At 70.0% G+C, this 21,678-nt stretch carries 23 protein-coding genes; 2 read left to right on the plus strand and 21 right to left on the minus strand.

Annotated elements, in window-relative coordinates; translation table 11 throughout:
• The 4 genes from CM1CMNOD_RS17850 to CM1CMNOD_RS17865 form a co-directional block, all read right to left on the minus strand.
• The coding region (locus CM1CMNOD_RS17850; RefSeq protein ID WP_131774096.1) for an HD domain-containing protein at positions 1-545 on the minus strand (545 nt) is incomplete at its 3' end.
• Positions 546-697: 152 nt separating this feature from the next.
• Positions 698-2,734 (minus strand): protein meaA, encoded by a 2,037-nt coding sequence (locus CM1CMNOD_RS17855; RefSeq protein WP_013874992.1) that lies wholly within the window; start codon positions 2,732-2,734, stop codon positions 698-700.
• A 58-nt stretch (positions 2,735-2,792) separates the two neighbouring features.
• Positions 2,793-3,410 carry a hypothetical protein gene (locus CM1CMNOD_RS17860; protein WP_013874993.1) on the minus strand — a complete coding sequence of 206 codons (618 nt, stop codon included), beginning with the start codon at positions 3,408-3,410 and terminating at the stop codon, positions 2,793-2,795.
• 148 nt (positions 3,411-3,558) lie between these two features.
• Positions 3,559-3,891, minus strand: a complete 333-nt coding sequence (locus tag CM1CMNOD_RS17865) for an STAS domain-containing protein (RefSeq protein ID WP_241245663.1) — start codon at positions 3,889-3,891, stop codon at positions 3,559-3,561.
• 466 nt (positions 3,892-4,357) lie between these two features.
• Here CM1CMNOD_RS17865 and CM1CMNOD_RS22560 point away from each other — a divergent pair, with 466 nt between their 5' ends.
• Positions 4,358-4,786, plus strand: coding sequence for a hypothetical protein (locus CM1CMNOD_RS22560; protein WP_013874995.1), 429 nt, complete (start codon positions 4,358-4,360; stop codon positions 4,784-4,786).
• 104 nt (positions 4,787-4,890) lie between these two features.
• Here CM1CMNOD_RS22560 and murA read toward each other — a convergent pair whose 3' ends face one another.
• A complete protein-coding gene (gene murA, locus CM1CMNOD_RS17875; protein ID WP_013874996.1) occupies positions 4,891-6,183 on the minus strand; it encodes a UDP-N-acetylglucosamine 1-carboxyvinyltransferase in 1,293 nt (430 codons plus the stop codon).
• Positions 6,184-6,537: 354 nt separating this feature from the next.
• Between murA and CM1CMNOD_RS17880 the strand changes: the two genes are divergently transcribed.
• On the plus strand, positions 6,538-7,110 hold the full coding sequence (locus CM1CMNOD_RS17880; RefSeq protein WP_013874997.1) for a cob(I)yrinic acid a,c-diamide adenosyltransferase: 573 nt from the start codon (positions 6,538-6,540) through the stop codon (positions 7,108-7,110).
• 93 nt (positions 7,111-7,203) lie between these two features.
• Here the strand turns inward: CM1CMNOD_RS17880 and CM1CMNOD_RS17885 are convergent, their stop codons facing one another.
• The 16 genes from CM1CMNOD_RS17885 to rpmE form a co-directional block, all read right to left on the minus strand.
• Entirely contained in the window at positions 7,204-7,473 is a 270-nt protein-coding gene (locus CM1CMNOD_RS17885; protein ID WP_013874998.1) for a F0F1 ATP synthase subunit epsilon, read from the minus strand.
• Between the two features lie 41 nt (positions 7,474-7,514).
• Positions 7,515-8,957: a F0F1 ATP synthase subunit beta gene (gene atpD / locus CM1CMNOD_RS17890; RefSeq protein WP_013874999.1), complete on the minus strand. Its 1,443-nt coding sequence runs from the start codon at positions 8,955-8,957 to the stop codon at positions 7,515-7,517.
• 242 nt (positions 8,958-9,199) lie between these two features.
• A complete protein-coding gene (locus CM1CMNOD_RS17895; RefSeq protein WP_013875000.1) occupies positions 9,200-10,096 on the minus strand; it encodes a F0F1 ATP synthase subunit gamma in 897 nt (298 codons plus the stop codon).
• Between the two features lie 3 nt (positions 10,097-10,099).
• Positions 10,100-11,752 (minus strand): F0F1 ATP synthase subunit alpha, encoded by a 1,653-nt coding sequence (atpA, locus tag CM1CMNOD_RS17900; RefSeq protein WP_013875001.1) that lies wholly within the window; start codon positions 11,750-11,752, stop codon positions 10,100-10,102.
• A 77-nt stretch (positions 11,753-11,829) separates the two neighbouring features.
• Complete coding sequence (locus CM1CMNOD_RS17905; RefSeq protein WP_013875002.1) at positions 11,830-12,672, minus strand: F0F1 ATP synthase subunit delta; 843 nt, start codon at positions 12,670-12,672, stop codon at positions 11,830-11,832.
• 3 nt (positions 12,673-12,675) lie between these two features.
• Positions 12,676-13,266, minus strand: a complete 591-nt coding sequence (locus tag CM1CMNOD_RS17910; RefSeq protein ID WP_013875003.1) for a F0F1 ATP synthase subunit B — start codon at positions 13,264-13,266, stop codon at positions 12,676-12,678.
• 15 nt (positions 13,267-13,281) lie between these two features.
• Positions 13,282-13,527, minus strand: coding sequence for an ATP synthase subunit C (locus tag CM1CMNOD_RS17915; protein WP_013875004.1), 246 nt, complete (start codon positions 13,525-13,527; stop codon positions 13,282-13,284).
• Between the two features lie 64 nt (positions 13,528-13,591).
• Positions 13,592-14,473, minus strand: a complete 882-nt coding sequence (gene atpB, locus CM1CMNOD_RS17920) for a F0F1 ATP synthase subunit A (RefSeq protein ID WP_043603997.1) — start codon at positions 14,471-14,473, stop codon at positions 13,592-13,594.
• Between the two features lie 513 nt (positions 14,474-14,986).
• Positions 14,987-15,256 (minus strand): AtpZ/AtpI family protein, encoded by a 270-nt coding sequence (locus CM1CMNOD_RS23315; RefSeq protein ID WP_013875006.1) that lies wholly within the window; start codon positions 15,254-15,256, stop codon positions 14,987-14,989.
• Complete coding sequence (locus CM1CMNOD_RS17930) at positions 15,253-15,693, minus strand: hypothetical protein (RefSeq protein WP_013875007.1); 441 nt, start codon at positions 15,691-15,693, stop codon at positions 15,253-15,255. The genes CM1CMNOD_RS23315 and CM1CMNOD_RS17930 overlap by 4 nt, the downstream gene beginning before the upstream one ends.
• The gene (locus tag CM1CMNOD_RS17935; RefSeq protein WP_043603998.1) at positions 15,690-16,799 is read right to left on the minus strand and encodes an MraY family glycosyltransferase; all 1,110 of its coding nucleotides are present in this window, start codon (positions 16,797-16,799) and stop codon (positions 15,690-15,692) included. Before CM1CMNOD_RS17935 ends, CM1CMNOD_RS17930 begins: the two co-directional genes overlap by 4 nt.
• Positions 16,800-16,907: 108 nt before the next feature.
• Positions 16,908-18,164, minus strand: coding sequence for a serine hydroxymethyltransferase (glyA, locus tag CM1CMNOD_RS17940; RefSeq protein ID WP_013875009.1), 1,257 nt, complete (start codon positions 18,162-18,164; stop codon positions 16,908-16,910).
• A 38-nt stretch (positions 18,165-18,202) separates the two neighbouring features.
• On the minus strand, positions 18,203-18,859 hold the full coding sequence (locus CM1CMNOD_RS17945) for an L-threonylcarbamoyladenylate synthase (protein ID WP_013875010.1): 657 nt from the start codon (positions 18,857-18,859) through the stop codon (positions 18,203-18,205).
• The gene (gene prmC / locus CM1CMNOD_RS17950) at positions 18,856-19,983 is read right to left on the minus strand and encodes a peptide chain release factor N(5)-glutamine methyltransferase (RefSeq protein WP_013875011.1); all 1,128 of its coding nucleotides are present in this window, start codon (positions 19,981-19,983) and stop codon (positions 18,856-18,858) included. Before prmC ends, CM1CMNOD_RS17945 begins: the two co-directional genes overlap by 4 nt.
• The gene (gene prfA, locus CM1CMNOD_RS17955; protein ID WP_013875012.1) at positions 19,980-21,050 is read right to left on the minus strand and encodes a peptide chain release factor 1; all 1,071 of its coding nucleotides are present in this window, start codon (positions 21,048-21,050) and stop codon (positions 19,980-19,982) included. The genes prmC and prfA overlap by 4 nt, the downstream gene beginning before the upstream one ends.
• A 226-nt stretch (positions 21,051-21,276) precedes the next feature.
• Positions 21,277-21,516: a 50S ribosomal protein L31 gene (rpmE, locus tag CM1CMNOD_RS17960; protein WP_013875013.1), complete on the minus strand. Its 240-nt coding sequence runs from the start codon at positions 21,514-21,516 to the stop codon at positions 21,277-21,279.
• Between the last annotated feature and the right edge of the window lie 162 nt (positions 21,517-21,678).

The following is a 21,678-nucleotide window of genomic DNA, read 5'->3' on the forward strand; positions in this document are numbered from 1 at the left end:
GGCTTCCGGTGGGCGTCCGCGTCGGCTGCCTCAGCGGCTTCCCCAGTTCCGGCCGCCTTCCCAGCGGCCCGCCGGGCGGCGACAAGGTCGTCGAGCAGGCGCGTCCGGTCGGCGTAACGCTGCCGGTAACGGTCCGCCCGCTCCGCGGGCAGCCTGATCAGCCGCGCCGGGTCGCCGTTGTCGGCCATGTCCGCCCGCTTCACGGCGACGGCGAGATCGTCGGCGGCGACCCGGGCGAGGTAGTCCTCCACCGGCTCCCCCGGGCGGTGGCTGAGCGCGTCGACCGCCGCCACGACCGCGGGCGGGTAACCAAGCGCGACCAGATCGTCCAGGGTGATCGCGGAGTCCTCGACGACGTCGTGGAGCACCGCCGCCATCTGCGCGTGCTCATGGTCGGCCCCGACGCCGTCCGCGATGGCGGCAACCGCCCGCATGACCCGCAGCGGATGGCCGATATACCCCTCGCCGATCTTGTCAAGCTGGCCGGTATGGGCTCGGGTGGCCAGGGCCACCGCGTCGTCCAAGGACGGAGTGTCGGAGACCATCCTGGGCACGCTACGCGCCCGCCGGCCACCTCGCACATCGGTCCCGAGCCGGCGAAACATCTCTCACCAGGCCTTTGAGGCTCTCACCAGGCATCAGTTACTTTCCGCGACGACTACTCTCCGCGAAGTCAGCGTCTCGGAGTCCAACCGGGTCAGCTGGCGGGCTGTGATCGGCCCAGGCCGTTGGCGACCCGGATGACGTCGACCACGCTGTCCATGATCTCGGTGAGGCCGTAGTCCTTCGGCGTGTACACCTCGGCGACGCCGAGGGCCTTCAGCCGCTCGGCGTCCGCCGGCGGGATGATGCCGCCGACGACCACGGGCACCTCCCCGACGCCGGCCGCGCGCAGCCCGTCGAGTACCAGGGGCACCAGTTCCATGTGCGAGCCGGAGAGCACCGACAGGCCCACGACGTGGACGTCCTCCTCCACGGCGGCGGCGACGATCTGCGCGGGCGTGAGCCGGATGCCCTGGTAGACCACTTCGAAACCGGCGTCCCGGGCGCGCACGGCGATCTGTTCGGCACCGTTGGAGTGCCCGTCCAGGCCGGGTTTGCCGACGAGGAACTTCAGCCGGCGGCCAAGCTCCTTCCCGGTCGCCACGACCCGTTCCCGCACGTCGGAGAGCTGCCGGCCGCCCGCGTGCACCGAGGACGCGGCGGACACCCCGGTGGGGGCCCGGTACTCGCCGAACACCTCCCGCAGGGCACCGGCCCACTCACCGGTGGTGACGCCCACACGGGCGCAGGCGAGGGTGGCCGGCATCAGGTTCGCGTCGGTCTTCGCCGTGTCCCGCAGGTTCTGGAGGGCCTCGTCGACGGCGCGCGCGTCGCGGCCGGCCCGCCATGCCGCAATGTCGGTGCGGGCGGCCTCCTCCACGGCCGGGTCCACCGTCTGGATGGCCGTGGTCAGGTCGGCGAGCAGCGGGTTCGGCTCGGTGGTGGTGAAGGCGTTGACGCCCACCACCACGTCCTCGCCCGACTCGATACGCACCCGGCGGGTCGCGTGCGAACGGACGAGCTCGGACTTCATGTAGCCGCTTTCGACCGCGGCAACCGCGCCGCCCATGGCCTGCACCCGGTCGATCTCGGCCTGGGCGGCCTCGGCGAGCTCGGCCACCCGGCGCTCCACGACGACGGAGCCCTCGAACAGGTCGGGGTACTCCAACAGGTCGGTCTCGTGGGCGAGGATCTGCTGGATGCGCAGGGACCACTGCTGGTCCCAGGGCCGGGGTAGGCCGAGCGCCTCGTTCCAGGCCGGCAGCTGCAGCGCCCGGCAGCGGGCGTCCTTCGACAGCGTCACGCCGAGGGCTTCCAGCACGATCCGGATGACGTTGTTCTCCGGCTGCGCCTCGGTCAGGCCGAGGGAGTTGACCTGGACGCCGTAGCGGAACCGCCGGTGCCGCGGGTCCTCGACGCCGTAGCGGGTCCGCAGCAGGGTGTCCCACAGCCGCGTGAACGCCCGCATCTTGCACAGCTCCTCGACGAAGCGGACGCCGGCGTTGACGAAGAAGGAGATCCGGGCGCACACCTCGCCGGTGCGTTCCGCCGGCACCTGCCCGGAGGCGACCACGGCGTCGAGCACGGCGATGGCCGTGCACATCGAGTAGGCGATCTCCTGGACGGGGGTGGCACCCGCCTCCTGCAGGTGGTAACTGCAGATGTTGATCGGGTTCCATCTGGGGATCTCGGTCACCGTGTAGGCGATCATGTCTGTGATCAGCCGCAGCGATGGCGCGGGCGGGAACACGTACGTCCCGCGGGAGAGGTACTCCTTGATGATGTCGTTCTGGGTGGTGCCGGTGAGCGCGGCGACGTCCGCGCCCTGCTCCTGTGCGACGACCTGGTAGAGCGCGAGCAGCCACATGGCCGTCGCGTTGATCGTCATCGAGGTGTTCATCCGGTTTAGCGGGATGTCGTGGAACAGCGCGCGCATGTCGCCGACGTGGGCGATCGGCACGCCGACCTTGCCCACCTCGCCGCGGGCGAGCTCGTGGTCGGGGTCGTAGCCGGTCTGGGTCGGCAGGTCGAAGGCGACCGAGAGCCCGGTCTGCCCCTTGGCCAGGTTCCGGCGGTAGAGGGCGTTGGTCTCGGCCGGGCTGGAGTGCCCCGCGTAGGTCCGGATGATCCACGGTCGGTCCCGCTGGGGACGAGCCTGCTCGGTGAGGTCCTGCCGTGCCGCATCCGCCATCGCCGCACCCGTTCCCGAAGGGATTGTCGGACGTCCAGAAGCGTACCGGCGCGGGTCGTCAGCCGCCCGAACAGAGCGGAGGGCGACCCTGCCACACGGTGAACAGGCCGGTGGGCAGGCCGTCGCAGGCGCCGGGGCCCTGCGCGATCCGCTGCCACGGGCCGTTACCCGTCCGCTTCCACACCTGCGGGTTCGGCGGGGCCGGGGTGACGCCCGCGACCTGCGCGAGGCCCACGGCCCAGTACTCGTCGGCGGGGCTGTCGACACCCTCGACAGCCCCGTAGAAGAGCTTTCCCTGCGGTATGACGACGTCGTCAGTGGCCACCCCCGCGATGCCGCCTTCCCGCAGGGCGTACGCGAGGCTCGCGCTGAAGGCCCGCCTGTCCACCAGCCGCACCCGCATCTGGTGGGCCGCGCCCGGCTGGCGGCTGCCCTCCCAGGCGGACGGTTCCAGCGGCGGCTGCGCCTCAGCCGGAGGCGCGACCGTGGGCGCCGGCCGGGGGGCGGGTGTCTTCGTCGGTGCCGTGGCCAGGCCGATGGCCGCTCCCAGACCGATCGCGGCGGCGAACGCGCCCGCGATGACCAGCGGGCGGCGCGGGTCGGTGGGCTGGCCACCGCCTGCGCGGTACGCGGGACCATCCGCTGGGTTCAGCCGCTGCGCATCGACGTCGAGCATGTTCCTCCCCGGCCGGCTCCATCATCCCATGGTGCACGGCCGCGCCCCGTCACCGGGGCACCGCCGTTCACGCTGGTCGGCCACAGCCCACCACACCGGCCGATCCGACGTGCCGGCCGGTCGCCGCGTAGCGGCCGGTTACCGCGGATCAGGCATGACCGACATGGAACAGGTCGGCGTCCTCGACCTGGAGGAAACGTCCGAGACGGTTCGCCGACAGCAGCCGGCCCAGATCGTCGGGTACGTCCACGAGCACCATCGACCGCCCGGAACGCCGGGCCCGCCGCACCCCGCCGAGCAGCACGCCGAGCGCCGCCTGGTCGGCGAGCTCCAGACCGGCCACGTTCACCCGCAGCCGCCCCCGGCCGCAGTCGATCGCGGTGTGCAGGCGCAGCCGCAGATCACCGACCGTCCGCACGTCGACCCGGCCGTGCAGGCGCACAGTCTGCAACTCCCTGCCGCCGTCGTTACGAAACGTCACGTTTTTGCCCATCAGGCCTCCCGTCCCCCCGTCCCCCCTGATCCACGCCCTGACCGGTCGGGCATCCGCAAGCACCCGGGGCCTTCCTTCCGGCGACACGGGCGAAGCTGCGTTCGTGTCACCTGAAGGCCGGCCAGGGCATGCCCGGCGATCAGAGGTTGTCGGACGTGGCCGGCCGTGTATCTCGGCCGACGGTTTCCATACCCTCCGTTTCGATCCGTGTCACGTCAGCGGCGAAGCGTGTGACGCCTCATCTGTAATGCCAGTATCCATGGTCGCAGAGTGGCCGTTCAGATGGGCTGATGTGTACAACGGCAGGATTGTCACGCACGGAAGTACCGCAACTTGACAGGAATATAAACACGCAACACGAACAACTATAACGCTATGTTTACCCAAGATTACGCTTACGACTGCGACGCGACCCACGCGCGAACGCCTGCGCGCGGCCGGCGGCGCTGAGACGATGAAGACCGTCCGGCCCGCCGGCCCGGACAGCCGGGAGGTGACGGTGCCACTGAACAGCCTGCACTACACGATCGGTCCGGCCATCGCCGTCGCCGCCACCGCCGTACTCGTGGCGGTGTGCAGATGGGTCTTCACACCGACCCGGACGCGCGGCAACCCGGACGTCCCCTTCCAGCATGCCGACTTCGGCATGCTGGTACCTGTGGCCACGCTGCGCACATCATCGGACGCGGACCGGCTGCGCCAGCTCCTGCGCCAGCACGGGATCCGGTCGACCTCGGGCACGGCCGCACTCGGCCCGATCCAGGTGAACGCCGACGGGAAGCTACGGCGCCACCACACCGCCGCCTGGCACGTCATGGTGTTTCCCGAGGACTCCATGCGAGCCCGCGCGGTGGTGGCTGGCACGGAACGGGACTGGGCCTGACGGACAGGACCGGGCCTGACAACAGCCGGGCCCGCGTCCGCCCCGTGCCCGGTCCACGCCCGTGCCCGCTGGGCCCGGGCCAGCCTGCTCGACGGCCGGCCCGCTCAGCGATCGTCCCGCCGTGCGTCCGGCCCACCGCGTGGCTCCCGCCGGATGTCCGCGCCGAGCAGGCGCAGCTGCTCGGCAAAGGCGGCGTAGCCACGGTCGATGTGATGGACCTCGCTGACGCTGGTGATCCCCTCGGCCACCAGGCCGGCCAGCACGAGCCCGGCCCCCGCCCGCACGTCCGAGGCCGCCACGTGCGTACCGACCAGGCGGTCGCTGCGGCGCACCACGACATGGTGGCCGTCGGTGCGCAGGTCCGCGCCGAGCTTGCTCAGCTCACGGCAGAACACGAAGCGGCTGTCGAAGACGTTCTCGGTGATCAGGGAGACGCCCTCGCTGACCGCCTCCAGGGCAATGGTCTGCGGCAGGAGATCCGTCGGGAAGCCCGGGTAGGGCAGGGTCACCACGTCGATCGAACGCGGCGGGCGCTCCGCGCGGACCCGGAAGCCGTCCGGCCGGGTGTCCACGGTGGCGCCGGCCGTCGTCAGCTTGTCGAGCACGATCTCCAGATGGTCGGCGCGGCCGCCCCGGACCAGCACGTCGCCGCCGGTCATGAGCGCGCCGATGGCGAACGTGCCGGCGACGATCCGGTCCGCGACGGTGTCGTGCGTGGTCGGCCGCAGCTCGTCGACCCCCTCGATGACCAGCGTGGACGTGCCCGCGCCGTCGAGACGCGCGCCCATGGAGACCAGCATCGCGCACAGATCGGCGATCTCGGGCTCCCGGGCGGCATTGTCGATCACCGTGGTGCCCTTGGCGAGCACCCCGGCCATCAGCAGGTTCTCGGTGGCGCCGACGCTGGGGAAGTCCAGCCAGATCGACGCCCCCTGCAGACGGCCGGACGAACGGGCCACCAGGATCCCGGACTCGACGTCCACCACGGCGCCGAGCTTGGCCAGCCCGCTGACGTGCATGTCGAGCGCGCGCGCGCCGATGGCGTCCCCACCGGGAAGCGCCACCCGTGCCTCGCCGCACCGGGCGACCAGCGGCCCGAGCACCACCACCGACGCCCGGATCCGCCGGACGAGATCGCTGTCGGCCGCGGCGGTGGGCCGCTCCGGCACGTCGATCGACAGTGAGCCCTCGGCAACGTCCCGCTCGACGCTCGCCCCGAGCGCGCGCAGGACGTCGGCCATGACGTTCACGTCAAGAATGTCGGGTACCGAGCGAAGAGTCGTGCGGCCGCACGCCAGCAGGCTCGCGGCCATCAGCTTGAGCACGGAGTTCTTCGCTCCCGGGACATCCACCCCGCCGACCAGCTGACAGCCGCCCGTGGCGACGAACCGTTCCACGGAAGTCGATGGTAGGGCCTTGTCGGCCGCTGTCCGGGGTCGGCCCACCGGCACGGCAAGGCCGGATCGGCACCCGGCCGGCCCGCCCCGCCCGTCCCCAGCAGGGCCAACCGGCCGACTCGCGAGAAAAGCCCCGTCTGTCTCGGCCCACCGCGAAAATCCCGTGACCGCCATTCCCGTGCGGGAAGTTTTTGCCACCGAGAAAAATCCGCTCAAGTACTGATACGGGACCCGGGTGGCCGCCGGGGCCACCCCACCTGGCGGCACCAGCACCGAAACGCGGGCCGGCCGGCAAGCCGCGATCACAGGAACTCGCGCGCGTGAGAACCGGCGGAGCGCCTACAGTGTGGCGACATGGCCATCCACCTGACCCGGATCTATACGCGGACCGGGGACGACGGTACGACCGCGCTCGGCGACACCTCCCGAGTCCGCAAGACCGACCCGCGGCTGGCCGCGTACGCGGACGTGGACGAGACGAACGCCACCATCGGTGTGGCGCTGGCCCTCGGCGCCCTCAGCGAGGACGTTCGGGCGTTACTTGCCCAGGTGCAGAACGACCTCTTCGACCTCGGCGCCGACCTGTGCACACCGATCGTGGACAGCCCGTCGTTCCCTCCGCTGCGGGTGAGCCAGGCCTACATCGACCGCCTTGAGGAAGCCTGCGACCGGTACAACGAGCGTCTGCCCAAGCTGAACTCGTTCATCCTGCCGGGCGGTTCACCCGGCGCCGCCCTGCTGCATGTCTCGCGGACGGTGGCCCGCCGCGCGGAACGCTCGGCCTGGGCGCTGCTGGAAGACGATCCGGACCGCACCAGCCCCCTGCCCGTCCGCTATCTCAACCGGCTTTCGGACCTGCTGTTCATCCTCTCCCGTGTCGCCAACCCCGGCGGCGACGTCCTCTGGCAGCCCGGCGCGGGCCGCTGACAACCCAGCAGCTGACAACGCAACAAAGGCCGGTGGCGACGCGGTTGTGGTTCTCCGCGTCGCCACCGGCCTTCTCGGTGCCGCTGGTCCGGGTCAGGTGGTGGGGGTCGACAGGGTCGCGTGCTCGGCGAGGATGCTCACGCCCTGGTCGGTCACGGACAGAAAACCGCCGTCCACCGCGACGGTCAGGGTCTCGCTACCGATCTTGATCCGCACCTCACCGCCCTGGACGAGAACCCCGAGCAACGGGACGTGCCTGGGCAGCACCCCGATCTCACCCTCCGTGGTCCGAGCGATGACCATGTCGGCATCCCCTGACCACACCTCCCGCTCCGGCGAGACGATCGCCACCCGTATCGGCATCGCGTTGCCGTCCTTCCTGCCGTCACATCACAACGTTCGCGTTAGAGGAGTTCCTTGGCCTTCTTCTCGGCGTCCTCGATACCGCCGCACATGAAGAACGCCTGCTCGGGGAGGTGGTCGTAGTCGCCTTCGGTCAGTTTCTTGAAGGACTTGATCGTCTCTTCGAGCGGGACGAAGGTGCCCGGGATACCGGTGAACTGCTCGGCGACGAAGAACGGCTGCGACAGGAAGCGCTGGATGCGCCGCGCCCGGTTGACGAGAATCTTGTCCTCCTCGGACAGCTCGTCGATACCGAGAATGGCGATGATGTCCTGCAGGTCCTTGTAGCGCTGCAGGATGCGCTGCACCTCGCGGGCGACGTCGTAGTGCTCCTGCCCGAGGTAGCGGGCGTCGAGGATGCGGGAGCTGGAGTCCAGCGGGTCGACGGCGGGGTAGATCCCCAGGTCGGAGATGGCCCGTGAGAGCACCGTGGTGGCGTCGAGGTGGGTGAAGGTGGTGTGCGGCGCCGGGTCGGTGATGTCGTCCGCGGGGACGTAGATCGCCTGGAGCGAGGTGATCGAGTGGCCGCGCGTCGAGGTGATCCGCTCCTGCAGGACGCCCATCTCGTCAGCCAGCGTCGGCTGGTAGCCCACCGCGCTCGGCATCCGTCCGAGCAGGGTGGAGACCTCCGAGCCGGCCTGGGTGAACCGGAAGATGTTGTCGATGAACAGCAGCACGTCCTGCTTCTGGACGTCGCGGAAGTACTCCGCCATGGTCAGCGCCGCGAGCGCGATCCGCAGCCGGGTGCCGGGCGGCTCGTCCATCTGGCCGAAGACCAGCGCGGTGTCGTTGATGACGCCGGCCTCGGTCATCTCCAGGAACAGGTCGTTGCCCTCACGGGTACGCTCCCCGACCCCGGCGAACACCGAGACACCGCTGAACTGCTTGGCAACACGGTTGATCATCTCCTGGATGACGACCGTCTTGCCCACGCCCGCGCCGCCGAACAGGCCGATCTTCCCACCGCGGACGTAGGGCGCCAGCAGGTCGATGACCTTGATCCCGGTCGGGAACATCTCCGTCTTCGACTCGAGCTGGTCGAAGGCGGGCGCCGTGGCGTGGATCGACCGGCGCACGTCGGTGTCGACACTGGGGACGTCCAGCGGCTCGCCGAGCACGTTGAACACGTGCCCTCGGGTGGCGTTGCCGACGGGGACGGTGATCGGCGAACCGGTGTCCTGGACGGGCGCCCCACGGACCAGACCGTCGGTCTGCTGCATGGAGATCGTCCGTACGGTGTTCTCACCGATGTGCTGCGCGACCTCGAGGGTGAGAGTCGCGGTCTGTCCGTTGATGGTGCGGTCGACGCGCAGCGCGCGGTAGATCTCGGGGATCTCCTCGGGCGCGAACTCCACATCGACGACCGGGCCGATTACACGGGCGACCCGGCCGATCCCAGGGGCCTTGCCCTCCGCCGCGGCGGGCGAGGTGGTGGTGACGGTCATGGCGTCCTCAGTTTCACTTGTGCCCTGAAGTCACCGGCCGCTACCTGAAGGATGCCGGTGGCTTCGGGCAGTTTCACTTGTGCCCTGAAGCCACCGGCCACTCCGTGTGGATGCCCGCAACATCAGGTCTGGTTGATCTTCTTGGCTATGATGGTCGTCGATGCCGGTGCTTCCCTCGGGACCCGCCCACGCCAGAGGCATGGCCGCGCCGCCTTCAGCTCCGCTGCCCTGCCTGAGCCAGCTTAGGAGGCCTGAGCGAGTGCGTTGGCGCCTCCGACAATTTCCGATATCTCCTGCGTGATCGCGTCCTGACGGGCCGCGTTGGCCCGCCGGGTGTAGGTCTTGATCAGCTCACCCGCGTTGTCGGTCGCGGACTTCATCGCCCGCTGCCGCGCCGCCGACTCGGATGCCGCAGACTCCAGCAGGGACGCGTACAGCCGGCTTTCGACGTACCGCGGCAGCAGGGCGTCCAGGACACCTTCGGCGGACGGCTCGAACTCGTACTGCGGGAGCGGGCCACCGGGCGGGGGCTCGGTGGTCTTCTCCAGCACCAGTGGAAGGATGCGGTGGGCAACCGGCCGTTGCGTCAGCGTGTTCACGTACTCGGTGAAAACCAGGTGGATCTCGTCCACGCCAGCGGCCTCACTCGACTCGACGAACCGCGCGATGAGCGCGTCGGCGACTTCCTTGGCGTTGTCGTAACCGGGCTGCTCGGAGAAGCCGGTGAACTCCCCGGCCAGTTCCCTGCCACGGAACCGGTAGTAGGTGACGGCCTTGCGGCCGACCGCGTACAGGACCGGTTCCTTGCCCTCGGCGCGCAGCAGTTCCAGCAGCTCACCGGTGCGACGCAGCACGTTGGCGTTGTAGCCGCCAGCAAGACCACGATCGCTGGTGATCACGAGAACCGCCGCGCGGCGAGCCTCGGGGTGCTCGGTCGTCAGGGGGTGGCGGACCGTGGTCTGCGACGCGACCGCGGAGATCACCCGGGTGATCTCGTCGGCGTACGGCCGGGACGCGGCCACCCTTGCCTTGGCCTTGACGATCCGGGACGCCGCGATGAGCTCCATCGCCCGAGTGATCTTCTTGGTCGACTGTACCGACCGGATGCGGCGCCGGTATTCGCGGAGCTGACCGGCCATGGCTTAGTCCTCGTCCCGCGGCTTCGGCTGGTGCACCTTGATCGACTCCTGCTCCACCTCGGCGGGGTCCAGGGTGTCGGGCACCGGCTCGTTGATCAGGGGCTGACCGCCGGAGAGCGCGAACTCGGTCTTGAACTTCGCGATCAGATGCTCGAGCGCGGCAAGGGTGTCGTCGTCGAGCTTGCCGGTCTCGCGGATCGTCTTGAACAGCCCTGGCTGGGTCCGCTCGACGAACTCGAGGAACTCGCTTTCGAACCGGCGGATGTCGCCGATCGGCACCTCGTCGAGGTGGCCGGTCGTCCCCGCCCAGATCGAGACGACCTCGCGCTCGACCGAGAACGGCTGGAACTGCGGCTGCTTGAGCAGCTCGACCAGGCGCGCGCCCCGGTCGAGCTGGGCGCGCGACGCCTTGTCCAGGTCGGAGCCGAACGCCGAGAACGCCTCCAGCTCGCGGTACTGGGCAAGGTCGAGACGCAGTCGGCCGGCGACGGACTTCATCGCCTTGACCTGGGCGCTGCCACCGACCCGGGAAACCGAGGTACCGACGTTGATGGCCGGCCGGACACCCTGGTTGAACAGGTCGGTCTCGAGGAAGATCTGCCCGTCGGTGATGGAGATGACGTTCGTCGGGATGTAGGCGGAGATGTCGTTGCCCTTGGTCTCGATGATCGGCAGACCGGTCAGCGACCCGCCACCGAGCTCGTCCGAGAGCTTCGCGCAACGCTCGAGCAGCCGGGAGTGCAGGTAGAAGACGTCGCCGGGGTAGGCCTCACGGCCCGGCGGGCGACGCAGCAGCAGCGAGATGGCCCGGTATGCCTCGGCCTGCTTGGACAGGTCGTCGAAGACGATCAGGCCGTGCTGGCCGTTGTACATCCAGTGCTGGCCGATCGCGGAACCGGTGTAGGGCGCAAGGTACTTGAAACCGGCCGGCTGGTCGGCGGGAGCGGCGACAATGGTCGTGTAGGCCAGCGCGCCGGTCTCCTCCAGGGTGTTCAGAACGTCCCGGATCGTCGACTTCTTCTGGCCGATCGCCACATAGACGCACTTGACCTGGAGCTTCGGGTCCCCGGTCGCCCAGTTCTCGCGCTGGTTGATGATCGTGTCGAGGGCGACCGAGCTCTTGCCGGTCTGCCGGTCGCCGATGATGAGCTGGCGCTGGCCACGCCCGATGGCGGTCATCGCGTCGATGGCCTTGATGCCGGTCTGCAACGGCTCCTTGACCGGCTGGCGCTGCACGACCGTGGGCGCCTGCAGCTCAAGGGCCCGGCTCTCGGTCGAGACGATCTCCCCGAGGCCGTCGATCGGGCGGCCGAGAGGGTCGACGACCCGGCCGAGGAAGCCGTCCCCGACCGGGACGGAGAGGATCTCGCCGGTGCGGCGGACCTCCTGCCCCTCCTCGATGTGCTCGGACTCACCCAGCAGAACGCAGCCGATCTCGCCCACGTCCAGGTTGAGCGCGAGGCCGAGCACCCCGCCGTGGAACTCCAGCAGCTCGTTGGTCATGGCGTGCGGCAGACCCTCGACCCGCGCGATGCCGTCGCCCGCGACGACGACCCGGCCGACCTCCTCGCGCTCTCCGGCGGATGCCTGGTAGGAGTCGACGTAGTCCCGGAGGGCGGCGCGGATTTCCTCCGGTCGGATGGAGAGCTCAGTCATCGCTTTGGTCCTTCAGCAGATGGTGCGGGCACGTCCCGCAGATCGGGCGGCGAGATCTGGATGTCCACGGGAGCGCCCTACCGCAGCAGTCGCCGACGTGCGTCGGTGAGGCGGCGCAGGACACTGCCATCGACCACCTCGTCACCGACCCGCACGACGACGCCCCCGAGAACAGCGGGGTCGACGTCCACCTGGAGCTGCACATCACGGCCAAAATAACGGCTGATCGCCGTCCGCAGCCGGTAGATCTGGTCGCCCGCGAGTGGGACGGCGCTCAGCACCACCGCGACCAGACGGTTGCGCCGGGCCGCGGCGATCGTGGTGAGCTGTTCGAGCCGGCGCTCGAGGTCACCGTGGTAACGTTCGGTAACCGCACGCTGGACGAGCCGGACGGTTACGGGGTGGGCCTTGCCGTCCAGCAACCTGGCTACCAGCGCCTGCTTGGCCGACACCGGGGCGGCCGGGGCGCTCAGGGCCAGCGACAGCTCCGGCGTCCGGTTGAGCAGCCGGCCGAACCTGAACAGCTCGTCCTCGACGTCGTCGAGGACGTTGTTGCGCTGCGCCTGCGCGAGCAGGACCTCGACGGCGAGCTCGGCCAACGCCTGCTGGAGGTCCAGCGGCCGAGCCCAGCGCCCGGTGACCGCGACCTGCACGATCTCCAGTGCCGTTGGCGAGATCTTCGAGCCGAACAGCCTGGCAGCGAGCTCGGAACGGGCCGATCCGGGCACACCCGGATCAGTCAGCGCGCGGCGGACGACCAGCTCGCGGTCGAGCAGGTCCACCACCCCGTCGAGGTCGTCCGCGAGCCGGGCGAGGTTGGCGGCGGGCCGCGGGGTCGTGGTACCCGGCGGCGGGAGCGCGGTCAGCTCGTCGAGCCGAGCCCGCGCCACCGCCAGTGAACGACGGCTGGATCCGTCCACGCCTCAGCCCCCCGGGCCGGCCGGTGCCGGGACCGTCGTGCCGTCCGCCGGACGGTCCAGCCCGGCGATGAAGTCGTCGATGAGCTGCCGCTGGCGGTCGTCCCGCTGCAGCTCATGACCGACGATCTTGGTGGCGAGTTCGAGCGCGATCTCGCCGATCTCACGTCGGATCTGGGCGACGACCTGGGCCCGCTCGGCGGCGAGCTGAGCCTCGCCACGGGCCTTGATCTCGGCAACCTCTTCGCCGGCCTGCGCGCGTAGCGAGTCGAGAATCTGTTGCCCCTGCTCACGGGCGTCCTGACGGATGCGCCCCGCCTCGTCCTGGGCCTCGGCGAGCTGCCGGCGGTAGGAGACGAGCAGGTCCTCGGCCTCTCGCTGGGTGCGCTCGGCGCGTGCCAGGTTGCCCTCGATACGGTCGCTGCGCTCGGCGTACGTCCGTCTGATCTGCGGGTAGACCTTCCAGAAGAAGAAGGCCACCAGCAGACCGAAGGCCAGGATACCGATGAGCAGCTCGCTCACCGGCGGGACAAGGACGTTTTCGTCCGAGTGCCCACCACCCTCCTCGGCCGCGAGCAGCAGTGTCGAGATAGCCACGGTGTCTCCCCCGGCCTAGGGGAAGACGAACGGGACGACGAAACCGATCAGGGCCAGTGCTTCCGCGAGCGCGAAGCCGATGATCATGTATCGGAAAGCGACCTGCTCCGCTTCTGGCTGCCGGGCGATGGCCTGCACACCGAGCCCGAAGATAAGGCCGATACCGATGCCGGGCCCGATGGCCGCGAGGCCGTAGGCCACCGCGCCGAGAGAGCCGCTCACCTGGTCGGCAGCAGCAAGCACCAAAGAGGTGTCTGCCATGTCATTATTCCTTTTCCAGTCGGGCACCGCGACCTGCCGCGGTGCTGATCGGGGTGTCCGAACCTTATGCGTGTGCCGCGGCGGATGCGCCGCTGACGGCGGGCACCTGGTCGACCGAGTGCGAGCTGTCGTGCTCGTCCCCATGCTCCTCAAGCGCGCCGCCGATGAAGGCGGCCGTGAGAATAGTGATGATGTACGCCTGCAAGAAGTCGATGACGAGCTCGAAACCGGTCAGCACGATCGTCATGAGCAACGAGGCGACACCGAAGACGAAGGGCGGCTTCGGCAGCAGGTAGTCCGCACCGAGCGAGAACACCAGCAACAGGATATGGCCGGCGAACATGTTCGCGAACAACCGAACCGCCAGCGTGAACGGGCGCACGATCAGAGTCGACAGAAGCTCGATCGGCCCGAGCAGCAGCTTGACGGGGAAGGGCGCCGTCGGCGCCGGATTGACCATGTGGCCGAAATACGCGCGGGCGCCGACAGCCCTGATCCCGGCGCGGTTGAACAGCACGTAGGTGATGGCGGAGAGAACGATCGGAATCGCTATCCGCGAGGTCGGCGGGAACTGTGCGCCGGGGATGATCGCAAGCACGTTGGAGACCAGTACGAAGGTGAACAGCACCACCAGGTAGGGCGTGTACTTCCGGCCCTGCTCTCCGATGACGTCCCGGGCGATCGAGGTGTCGATGAAGTCGTAGATGGACTCACAGACGTTCTGCACCCCGCGTGGCACAACCGTCGCGCGCCGGAAACCCAGCCAGAAGACCACGCCGACGACGAGCGCGGCGAAGATCCCCAGAGCGGTCGCCTTGTTCAGGTAGAAGTCGACCGATCCGAGCTCGACGTCGAACCAGTGGGGTGTCTGGAACACCTCCTTGGTCGGGCCGTGGAAGCCCTCGTCCGCGAGGACCGGGGGGACCGGCACGACGTACACCTCCATGATCAAAATATACTCTCACCAGCGGAAAAGAGACGCAGCCGTACCAGCGGCGGCGTGGACTCACCCTATCTGGTCCAAGCGAACAGCCATGCCCGGCGCAGGCCGCATCCCACTCGCGCACCTGGCATACCAGACATGACGATCACCGGACACAGCCGGCCGCCAGGCATGACCATCTATCGATACCCTATGATCATGAACTGACAAGACCACCAAGAGATACGACTCACACCGGATGTCAGCGAGCCGACACTCGGTACTGGCGATACTATCCACACCCCGACGCCATCGGCATCAAGTCCGGGCCGAGCAGAGGTTGCTCACTCGCCCGTTCACACAAACGGCACCCAAAAGTTTCCTGCCGTTGCCCCAGGATAGACGCTTCGAGACCATGCGATCACACAGCGCAACAGTCCGCGCCTGCCCAACGGGCCAAAAGACTATCGATCATGATCGGTGTACACCCGGGAACCATCCGCACGGCACCGCCGGGCCGCGGGCCACCGGCCCGGGTCACTGGCGCCGCATCGCCCGGTAGATCACAAGATAGAGCGCGGCCCCCATCCCGACGACAACGCCCACCGGCAGGAAGACCGTGCCGATCCCGGTGACACGGTCGATCCCGTAGCCGACCAGCCCCCAGAAGCCGGTACCGGCGAGCAGCGTGCCGAACGCGCTCCACATCTCGCCGGAGATCAGGCCGGGCCGGTACGGGCGACGCGGCCCACCACCCGTACCGGAGCTGTTTCCAGCGTCCCCGGGGGTGTGTTCGGCGTCGCTCACGTGTTCAGGGTGTCATGTGGGGAGTCGCCCCGCGCGCGGAAGGCGTCCGGGTCGTAGAACGGGACCCGGGTGTGGGTGGCCACCCACAGCTCGGCACCGACCCAGCCGAGAACACCCACCAGGACGGCCCAGGAGAAGGCGATCAGGTCGACGCTGTCGGAGCCCTCCAGGGTCACCAGCAGAACACCCAGAATGATGGTCTTCATCAGATAGGTGCCCAGCGCCGCGGGCAGCACCATCGCCCGCATCCGGCGGGCGACCACGCTCACCGCGACCTTGCTCGCCGTAAAGAACAACGCGACGAGAACGAGACCGGCGGCAACGGCGGCGAGCCCATCCGCGCCACGGGCGAAGCCGGCGATCGGCAGTGCCGGGACCGCGACGGCGGCGAGCACCAGCAGACCGGTTCTGACCGTCCGCCCAGCAGCGGTGATCATGCGCGCCGCACGGATCGTTGACCGGCCAGCAACAGCACCAGCAGCCCCGCGAGACCAAGGCCCACAACACCGGCGAGGATCGGCAGCGGCTGCCGGGAAAAGGACGCGGCGACCCCGCCGAAACCAAGCAGCGCCGCCCAGAAGTACATGATGAGCACGGCCCGGACGTGGGATTTCCCGATTTCCAGCATCCGGTGGTGCAGGTGCATCTTGTCCGGGGCGAACGGGGACCGGCCGGCTCTGGTCCGGCGGACCACCGCCAGCCCCAGGTCGATGAAGGGCACGGCGAGCACCGCCAACGGGATGGCCAACGGGATCAGGGACGGCAGGGACCGGGACGGCCCAGCATATCCGCCATAGGCCACCTGGCCCGTCACCGAGATCATGGATGCGGCGGAGAGCAGGCCGACCAGCATCGAGCCGGAGTCCCCCATGAACAGCCTCGCCGGGTTGAAGTTGTGCGGCAGGAAGCCGACGCACACACCGGCGGTGACCGCGGCCAGCAGCGCGGCCGGCGCGGCCCGGGAGAAGTGGTTGATAACAGCGACCTCGTAGGCGAAGTAGAACGTGGAGCCCGCCGCGATGGCCGCGACCCCGGCGGCCAGACCGTCCAGCCCGTCGATGAAGTTCATGGCGTTGACCAGGATCACCGTGGCGAGGATCGACAGTGGCACGGCCGTCTCCGGCCCGAGGCTGAAGGTCGTGTCGCTGTCCGGGTTCACCGCGAAGGACCACTGGATGCCCAGCAGCACCATCACCCCGGCGGCCACGACCTGGCCCGCGAGCTTTGTCACCGCGTCCAGCGGCCACCGGTCGTCCACGACGCCGAGCAGGCAGATCAGCGCGCCGGCGATCAGCACCGCGTGCGGCTCGGCCCAGTCCTCGGAGACCGCGGAGAGGAACGGGAGCTGGTCGGCGACGAGCAGCCCGGCTGCCAGCCCGGCGAGCATGGCCAGACCGCCCAGCCGTGGCGTCGGGACCGCATGGACGTCACGGTCCCGGACACCGGCGACCGCTCCGACCCGGACCGCGAAACACCGTGCGACCGGCGTGCACAGGAACGTGATCGCCGCCGACACCGCGAAGACGAGCAGATACTCCCGCAATCTTCTAACGCACCCGCTTCTTGGGGCGTCCACCGCTTGCCGACGCCGACGCGCCCGCCTCCGGGCGCGTCCGTCGTGTCACCGTGGGTGCGGCCATCGCGAGTACGGTCACCGGGGGTAGGCGGGGTGTCGGGCTGTCAGGGCGGCGACGCTGGCGGCCACGTCGGCGGCCGCGTCGGGGTCACTGACGACGCGGGCGATGAGCGCGGCGATGTCCTTCATCTCGCCCTCCTTCATACCCTGGGTGGTCACCGCCGGCGTACCCACCCGGATCCCGGAGGAGACCGCGGGTGGCTGCGGGTCGTACGGGATTGCGTTCTTGTTCAGGGTGATGCGGGCGGCGTCGCAGCGGGCCTCCGCCTCCTTGCCGGTGACCCCGAGCGCGCGCAGGTCGAGCAGGGCGAGGTGGGTGTCGGTTCCGCCGGCGACCGGGCGCACCCCTTCGGCGGCGAGCGCGTCCGCGAGCGCCTGGGCGTTGCGGATCACCTGCTGGGCGTAGTCCTGGTAGGCGGGGGTGGCGGCCTCCCGCAGGGCGACCGCCTTGGCCGCGACCGCGTGCATGAGCGGGCCGCCCTGACTGAAGGGGAAGACCGCCTTGTCGATGCGCTGGGCGAGCTCCTCCCGGCAGAGGATCATCCCGCCCCGCGGGCCGCGCAGCACCTTGTGGGTGGTGAAGCTGACGACGTCGGCGTAGGGCACCGGGCTCGGGATGGCCCCGCCCGCGACCAGGCCGATGAAGTGGGCGGCGTCCACCATCAGCCAGGCCCCGACCTCGTCCGCGATCGACCGGAAGGCGGCGAAGTCGATCAGCCGCGGGTAGGCGGTGGCGCCACAGATAATCATTTTGGGCTGGTGCTGACGGGCGAGGTCGCGCACCTCGTCGTAGTCAATCAGCTCGTTGTCCTCGCGCACCCCGTACGCGGCGACGTTGAACCACTTGCCACTGAAGTTGACCCGGCTACCGTGGGTGAGGTGGCCGCCGTGTGGGAGGGACATCGCCAACACGGTGTCACCGGGCACCAGCAGCGCCGCGTACACCGCGAAATTGGCCTGCGCCCCCGAATGCGGCTGCAGGTTGGCGTGCTCGGCGCCGAAGAGCTCCTTCGCCCGGGCGATGCCGATCTCCTCCGCACGGTCCACGACCTGGCATCCGCCGTAGTACCGGCGGCCGGGATATCCCTCGGCGTACTTGTTCGACAACGTCGACCCGAGGGCCGCCAGCACCGCCGGTGAGGTGAAGTTCTCGCTGGCGATGAGCTGGAGCCCGCCTCGCAGCCGGTCCAGTTCGTCCAGGAGGACACCAGCGATCTCGGGATCCTCGGCGTGGAGCTGGTCGAAGTCCGGGCCCCAGAACGGGGTGCTCATAAGCTGCCTCTCCTGCTGCGTCAGTTCACTGTGCTGCGTCAGTTCACCGCGGCGGGTACCCGAAGTGATGGGACGACCGCGCGCAGCGCCGCCAGGTCGACGGCGCCGACCCGCAGAACCCGCGGGACGTCATCGGTGCAGTCGACGATCGTCGAGGCGACGCCGAGCGCGCAGGGCCCGCCGTCCAGGTACACCTCGACGGAGTCGCCGAGCTGGGCGAACGCGTCGTCGGCCGTGGTCGCCGGCGGCCGGCCGCTGATGTTGGCGCTGGACACCGCCATCGGGCCGGTCCGGCCGAGCAGTTCGATCGCCACCGGGTGCAGCGGCATCCGTACCGCGACCGTGCCCCGGGCGTCGCCGAGATCCCAGCTCAGCGACGGCGCGTGCCGCACGATCAGGGTGAGCCCGCCCGGCCAGAACGCCCGTACCAGGTCACGGACCTGCTCGGTCACCCGCTCCACCAGGCCGTCAAGGGTGCGCCACGAACCGATCAGCACGGGCACGGGCATCTCCGGCCCACGGCCCTTGGCCGTCAGCAGGGCCCGGACCGCGACCTGGTCGAAGGCGTCGGCCCCGATGCCGTACAGCGTGTCGGTGGGTAACACCACCAGGCCACCGTGACGGACCGCGCGGGTGGCCGCCTCGAGCCCGGCCACCCGTACCTCGGAGTCCGTGCAGTCGTAGCGTCTGCTCACCGCTCCTCCCCTGCTGTCCCCGCTGCCCCCCGGGCCGGGCCCGGCCCACCACGGGGCCGGCAGGTTGCCGTGACGAACCGGTCCCGTCCGGTCAGGTCCTGGTGGTCGTGGACATCATCCCAGCGACCGTGCGTCCGCAGCAGGGCAGGGGCCGCCGAGCCGTGCCGGTCGGCATGTTCGATCACCAGCCGGCCACCGTCACGGAGCAGGTCGGCCGCCACCGCCGCGACGGCGCGCACGCCGGCCAGGCCGTCCGGCCCGCCCCACAGGGCGGCCGGCGGGTCGTGATCGCCGACCTCCGGCTCGAGCGTGCCCCGTTCGTCGTCGCACAGGTACGGAGGGTTGCTCACCACCAGGTCGACCCGGCCGAGCAGGTCAGCCAGCACCTCGGTGGCGGCCATCACGCCCGCGGCGCCCGGCGTGCCGCCATGCCGGGACGCGGCGCCGCCGGACAGGTCGATCCCCACGTCGGCGTGGTGCACGGTTATCGCTCTTCCGGTGAGTACGACATTACGCTTCGCCCACAGCAGCGCGTCCGGATCGCTGTCGACGGCGTACACCCGGGCCCCCGGCAGCTCGTCGGCGAGCGCGAGGGCGATCGCCCCGGAGCCAGTGCACAGGTCCACGCAGACCGGCCTGTCCCACCCGGCCGCGCGGACGGTGTCGATGGCCCAGCCGACCACCGTCTCGGTCTCCGGCCGGGGCACGAACACACCGGGGCCGACGGTCAGGGTGAGATAGCGGAACCCGACCGTGCCCACCAGGTGCTGCAGCGGCACCCTGGCGGCCCGGCGGGCCACCAGGCCGTGGAGGAGTTCCCGCTCGGCCGGAGTCATCGCGCCCGCCAGCGCCAGCCGCCAGCGGGGCTCGCCGGTGGCGTGGGCGGCAAGCTGCTCCGCGTCCGCCCGGGGGCTGGCCACCCCGGCCGCGGACAGCACGGCGGCCGCCGCGTCGATCTCGGCCCGCAGGTCCGGGCCCGGCTCAGCGCCCGGGCGCCAACCCGGAGCGTGCGGAGTGCGCGGAGCGTGCTGAGAGTGCTGAGAGTGCGGAGCGTGCTGAGAGTGCGCCGAGGGTGTCCGTACCCGTGCGCCGGCCCGGTCCGGCCCGGCCGCGGCGGAGGTCACGTCGCCACCTCGACCGACAGCCTGGTCTGGAGGTCCGCCGCAATCAGCGCGTTGAGGACGTCGTCGAGCTCACCGTCGAGCACCTGGTCGAGGTTGTACGCCTTGTAACCGACCCGATGGTCACTGATCCGGTTCTCGGCGAAGTTGTAGGTACGGACGCGTTCGGAGCGGTCCACCGTGCGGACCTGGCTCGCCCGCGCCGCCGACGCCTCGGCCTGCGCCCGCTCGCGGGCCACCGACAGCAGCCGGGCCCGCAGGATGCGCAGGGCCGACTCCTTGTTCTGCAGCTGGCTCTTCTCGTTCTGGCAGGACACCACCAGCCCGCTGGGCAGGTGGGTGATCCGCACCGCCGAGTCCGTCGTGTTCACGCTCTGCCCACCGGGGCCGGAGGAGCGGTACACGTCTATCCGCAGGTCGTTGGGGTCGATGTCGACCTCGACATCCGCCGCCTCGGGCAGCACCAAGACGCCGGCCGCCGAGGTGTGGATGCGGCCAGCCGACTCGGTGACCGGCACCCGCTGCACCCGGTGGACCCCGCCCTCGAAGCGCAGCCGCCCGAAGACCCCCTCGGAGGCGCCTCGGCCGGCCTTCACCGCCACGCTCACGTCCCGGTAGCCGCCGAGGTCGCTGGGGTTCGCGTCGAGGATCTCGGTTCGCCAGCCGCGGCGTTCGGCGTAGCGCAGGTACATCCGCAGCAGGTCGCCCGCGAACAGGGCCGACTCCTCACCGCCGGCGCCCGCCTTGATCTCCAGGATCGCGTCCCGGGCGTCGTCCGGGTCGGTGGGTACCAGATGGGCGCGCAGTCTGTTACGCAGTGTCTCCTGCTCGGCCTCCAGTTCCGCGACCTCCGCGCGGAACGAGGTGTCCTCGGCGGCGAACTCGCGGGCCGTCGCCAGATCCGCGGCCACCCGGTCCAGCTCGCGGGCGGTCTCCACGGCCGGGGTCAGCTCCGCGTACCGGCGGCCGAGGCTGCGGGCCAGCGCCGGGTCGGCGTGCACCGACGGGTCGGCGAGCCGGCTCTCCAACTCGGCGTGCTCGGTGAGCAGAGCGTCGAGCGGAGTGGTCATTTCGGGCGTCTCCTGGTCCTGGGACGTTCGATCAGCGGGCGGCGCCGGGCGTCACGAGCCGGACGGCGCTGTTCCCGGGTGCTCCCAACGTCGAACTGTAGGCCCGGCCGGGCCAAGCCGCAGCCGGGACGAGCCGCAGCCGGGACGAGTGCGCCCGTGCCGTCACCGCTACGGCACGGGCGCGTGCTGTCTGGCCGGCCGCGGCGTGTTGTCTGGCCGCGGCGTGCTATTTGGCCGTCGTGCCCGGCTTGTCACCGGGACGGCGGCGACCGAAACGCCGTTCGAACTTCTCGACCCGACCACCAACGTCAAGAATCTTCTGCTTGCCGGTGTAGAACGGGTGGCACTGCGAGCACACCTCTGCGTGGATCACAGCGTCCGACTTGGTGCTACGGGTAGTGAACGTGGAGCCACAGGTACAGACGACCGTGGTCTCGTGGTACGTCGGGTGAATGTCAGCCCTCATGATCCTTCTTCCCGAAATGGCCGCCGGGTCGCCCTGTCCCCTGAACGAGGGCGTGAACCGGTGCCGGGTGTCGACGCTCCAGTCTGCCAGAGCCGGGCGCGCCCTCGGGGCGGGCATCCCGCGGGGGGTGTCGCGGGAACCCTGGACGATCGGTCCCGGCTC

The sequence above is a fragment of the Protofrankia symbiont of Coriaria myrtifolia genome (assembly GCF_900634755.1).
Taxonomy (GTDB): Bacteria; Actinomycetota; Actinomycetes; order Frankiales; family Frankiaceae; genus Protofrankia; species Protofrankia coriariae.

Coding starts and splice junctions, on each gene's coding strand:
- CM1CMNOD_RS17855 (WP_013874992.1), bottom strand. CDS start 2,734: ATGGCGGATGCGGCACGGCAGGACCTCACCGAGCAGGCTCGTCCCCAG.
- CM1CMNOD_RS17860 (WP_013874993.1), bottom strand. CDS start 3,410: ATGCTCGACGTCGATGCGCAGCGGCTGAACCCAGCGGATGGTCCCGCG.
- CM1CMNOD_RS22560 (WP_013874995.1), top strand. CDS start 4,358: ATGAAGACCGTCCGGCCCGCCGGCCCGGACAGCCGGGAGGTGACGGTG.
- CM1CMNOD_RS17880 (WP_013874997.1), top strand. CDS start 6,538: ATGGCCATCCACCTGACCCGGATCTATACGCGGACCGGGGACGACGGT.
- CM1CMNOD_RS17885 (WP_013874998.1), bottom strand. CDS start 7,473: ATGCCGATACGGGTGGCGATCGTCTCGCCGGAGCGGGAGGTGTGGTCA.
- atpD (WP_013874999.1), bottom strand. CDS start 8,957: ATGACCGTCACCACCACCTCGCCCGCCGCGGCGGAGGGCAAGGCCCCT.
- CM1CMNOD_RS17895 (WP_013875000.1), bottom strand. CDS start 10,096: ATGGCCGGTCAGCTCCGCGAATACCGGCGCCGCATCCGGTCGGTACAG.
- atpA (WP_013875001.1), bottom strand. CDS start 11,752: ATGACTGAGCTCTCCATCCGACCGGAGGAAATCCGCGCCGCCCTCCGG.
- CM1CMNOD_RS17915 (WP_013875004.1), bottom strand. CDS start 13,527: ATGGCAGACACCTCTTTGGTGCTTGCTGCTGCCGACCAGGTGAGCGGC.
- atpB (WP_043603997.1), bottom strand. CDS start 14,473: ATGGAGGTGTACGTCGTGCCGGTCCCCCCGGTCCTCGCGGACGAGGGC.
- CM1CMNOD_RS17930 (WP_013875007.1), bottom strand. CDS start 15,693: ATGATCACCGCTGCTGGGCGGACGGTCAGAACCGGTCTGCTGGTGCTC.
- glyA (WP_013875009.1), bottom strand. CDS start 18,164: ATGAGCACCCCGTTCTGGGGCCCGGACTTCGACCAGCTCCACGCCGAG.
- prfA (WP_013875012.1), bottom strand. CDS start 21,050: ATGACCACTCCGCTCGACGCTCTGCTCACCGAGCACGCCGAGTTGGAG.
- rpmE (WP_013875013.1), bottom strand. CDS start 21,516: ATGAGGGCTGACATTCACCCGACGTACCACGAGACCACGGTCGTCTGT.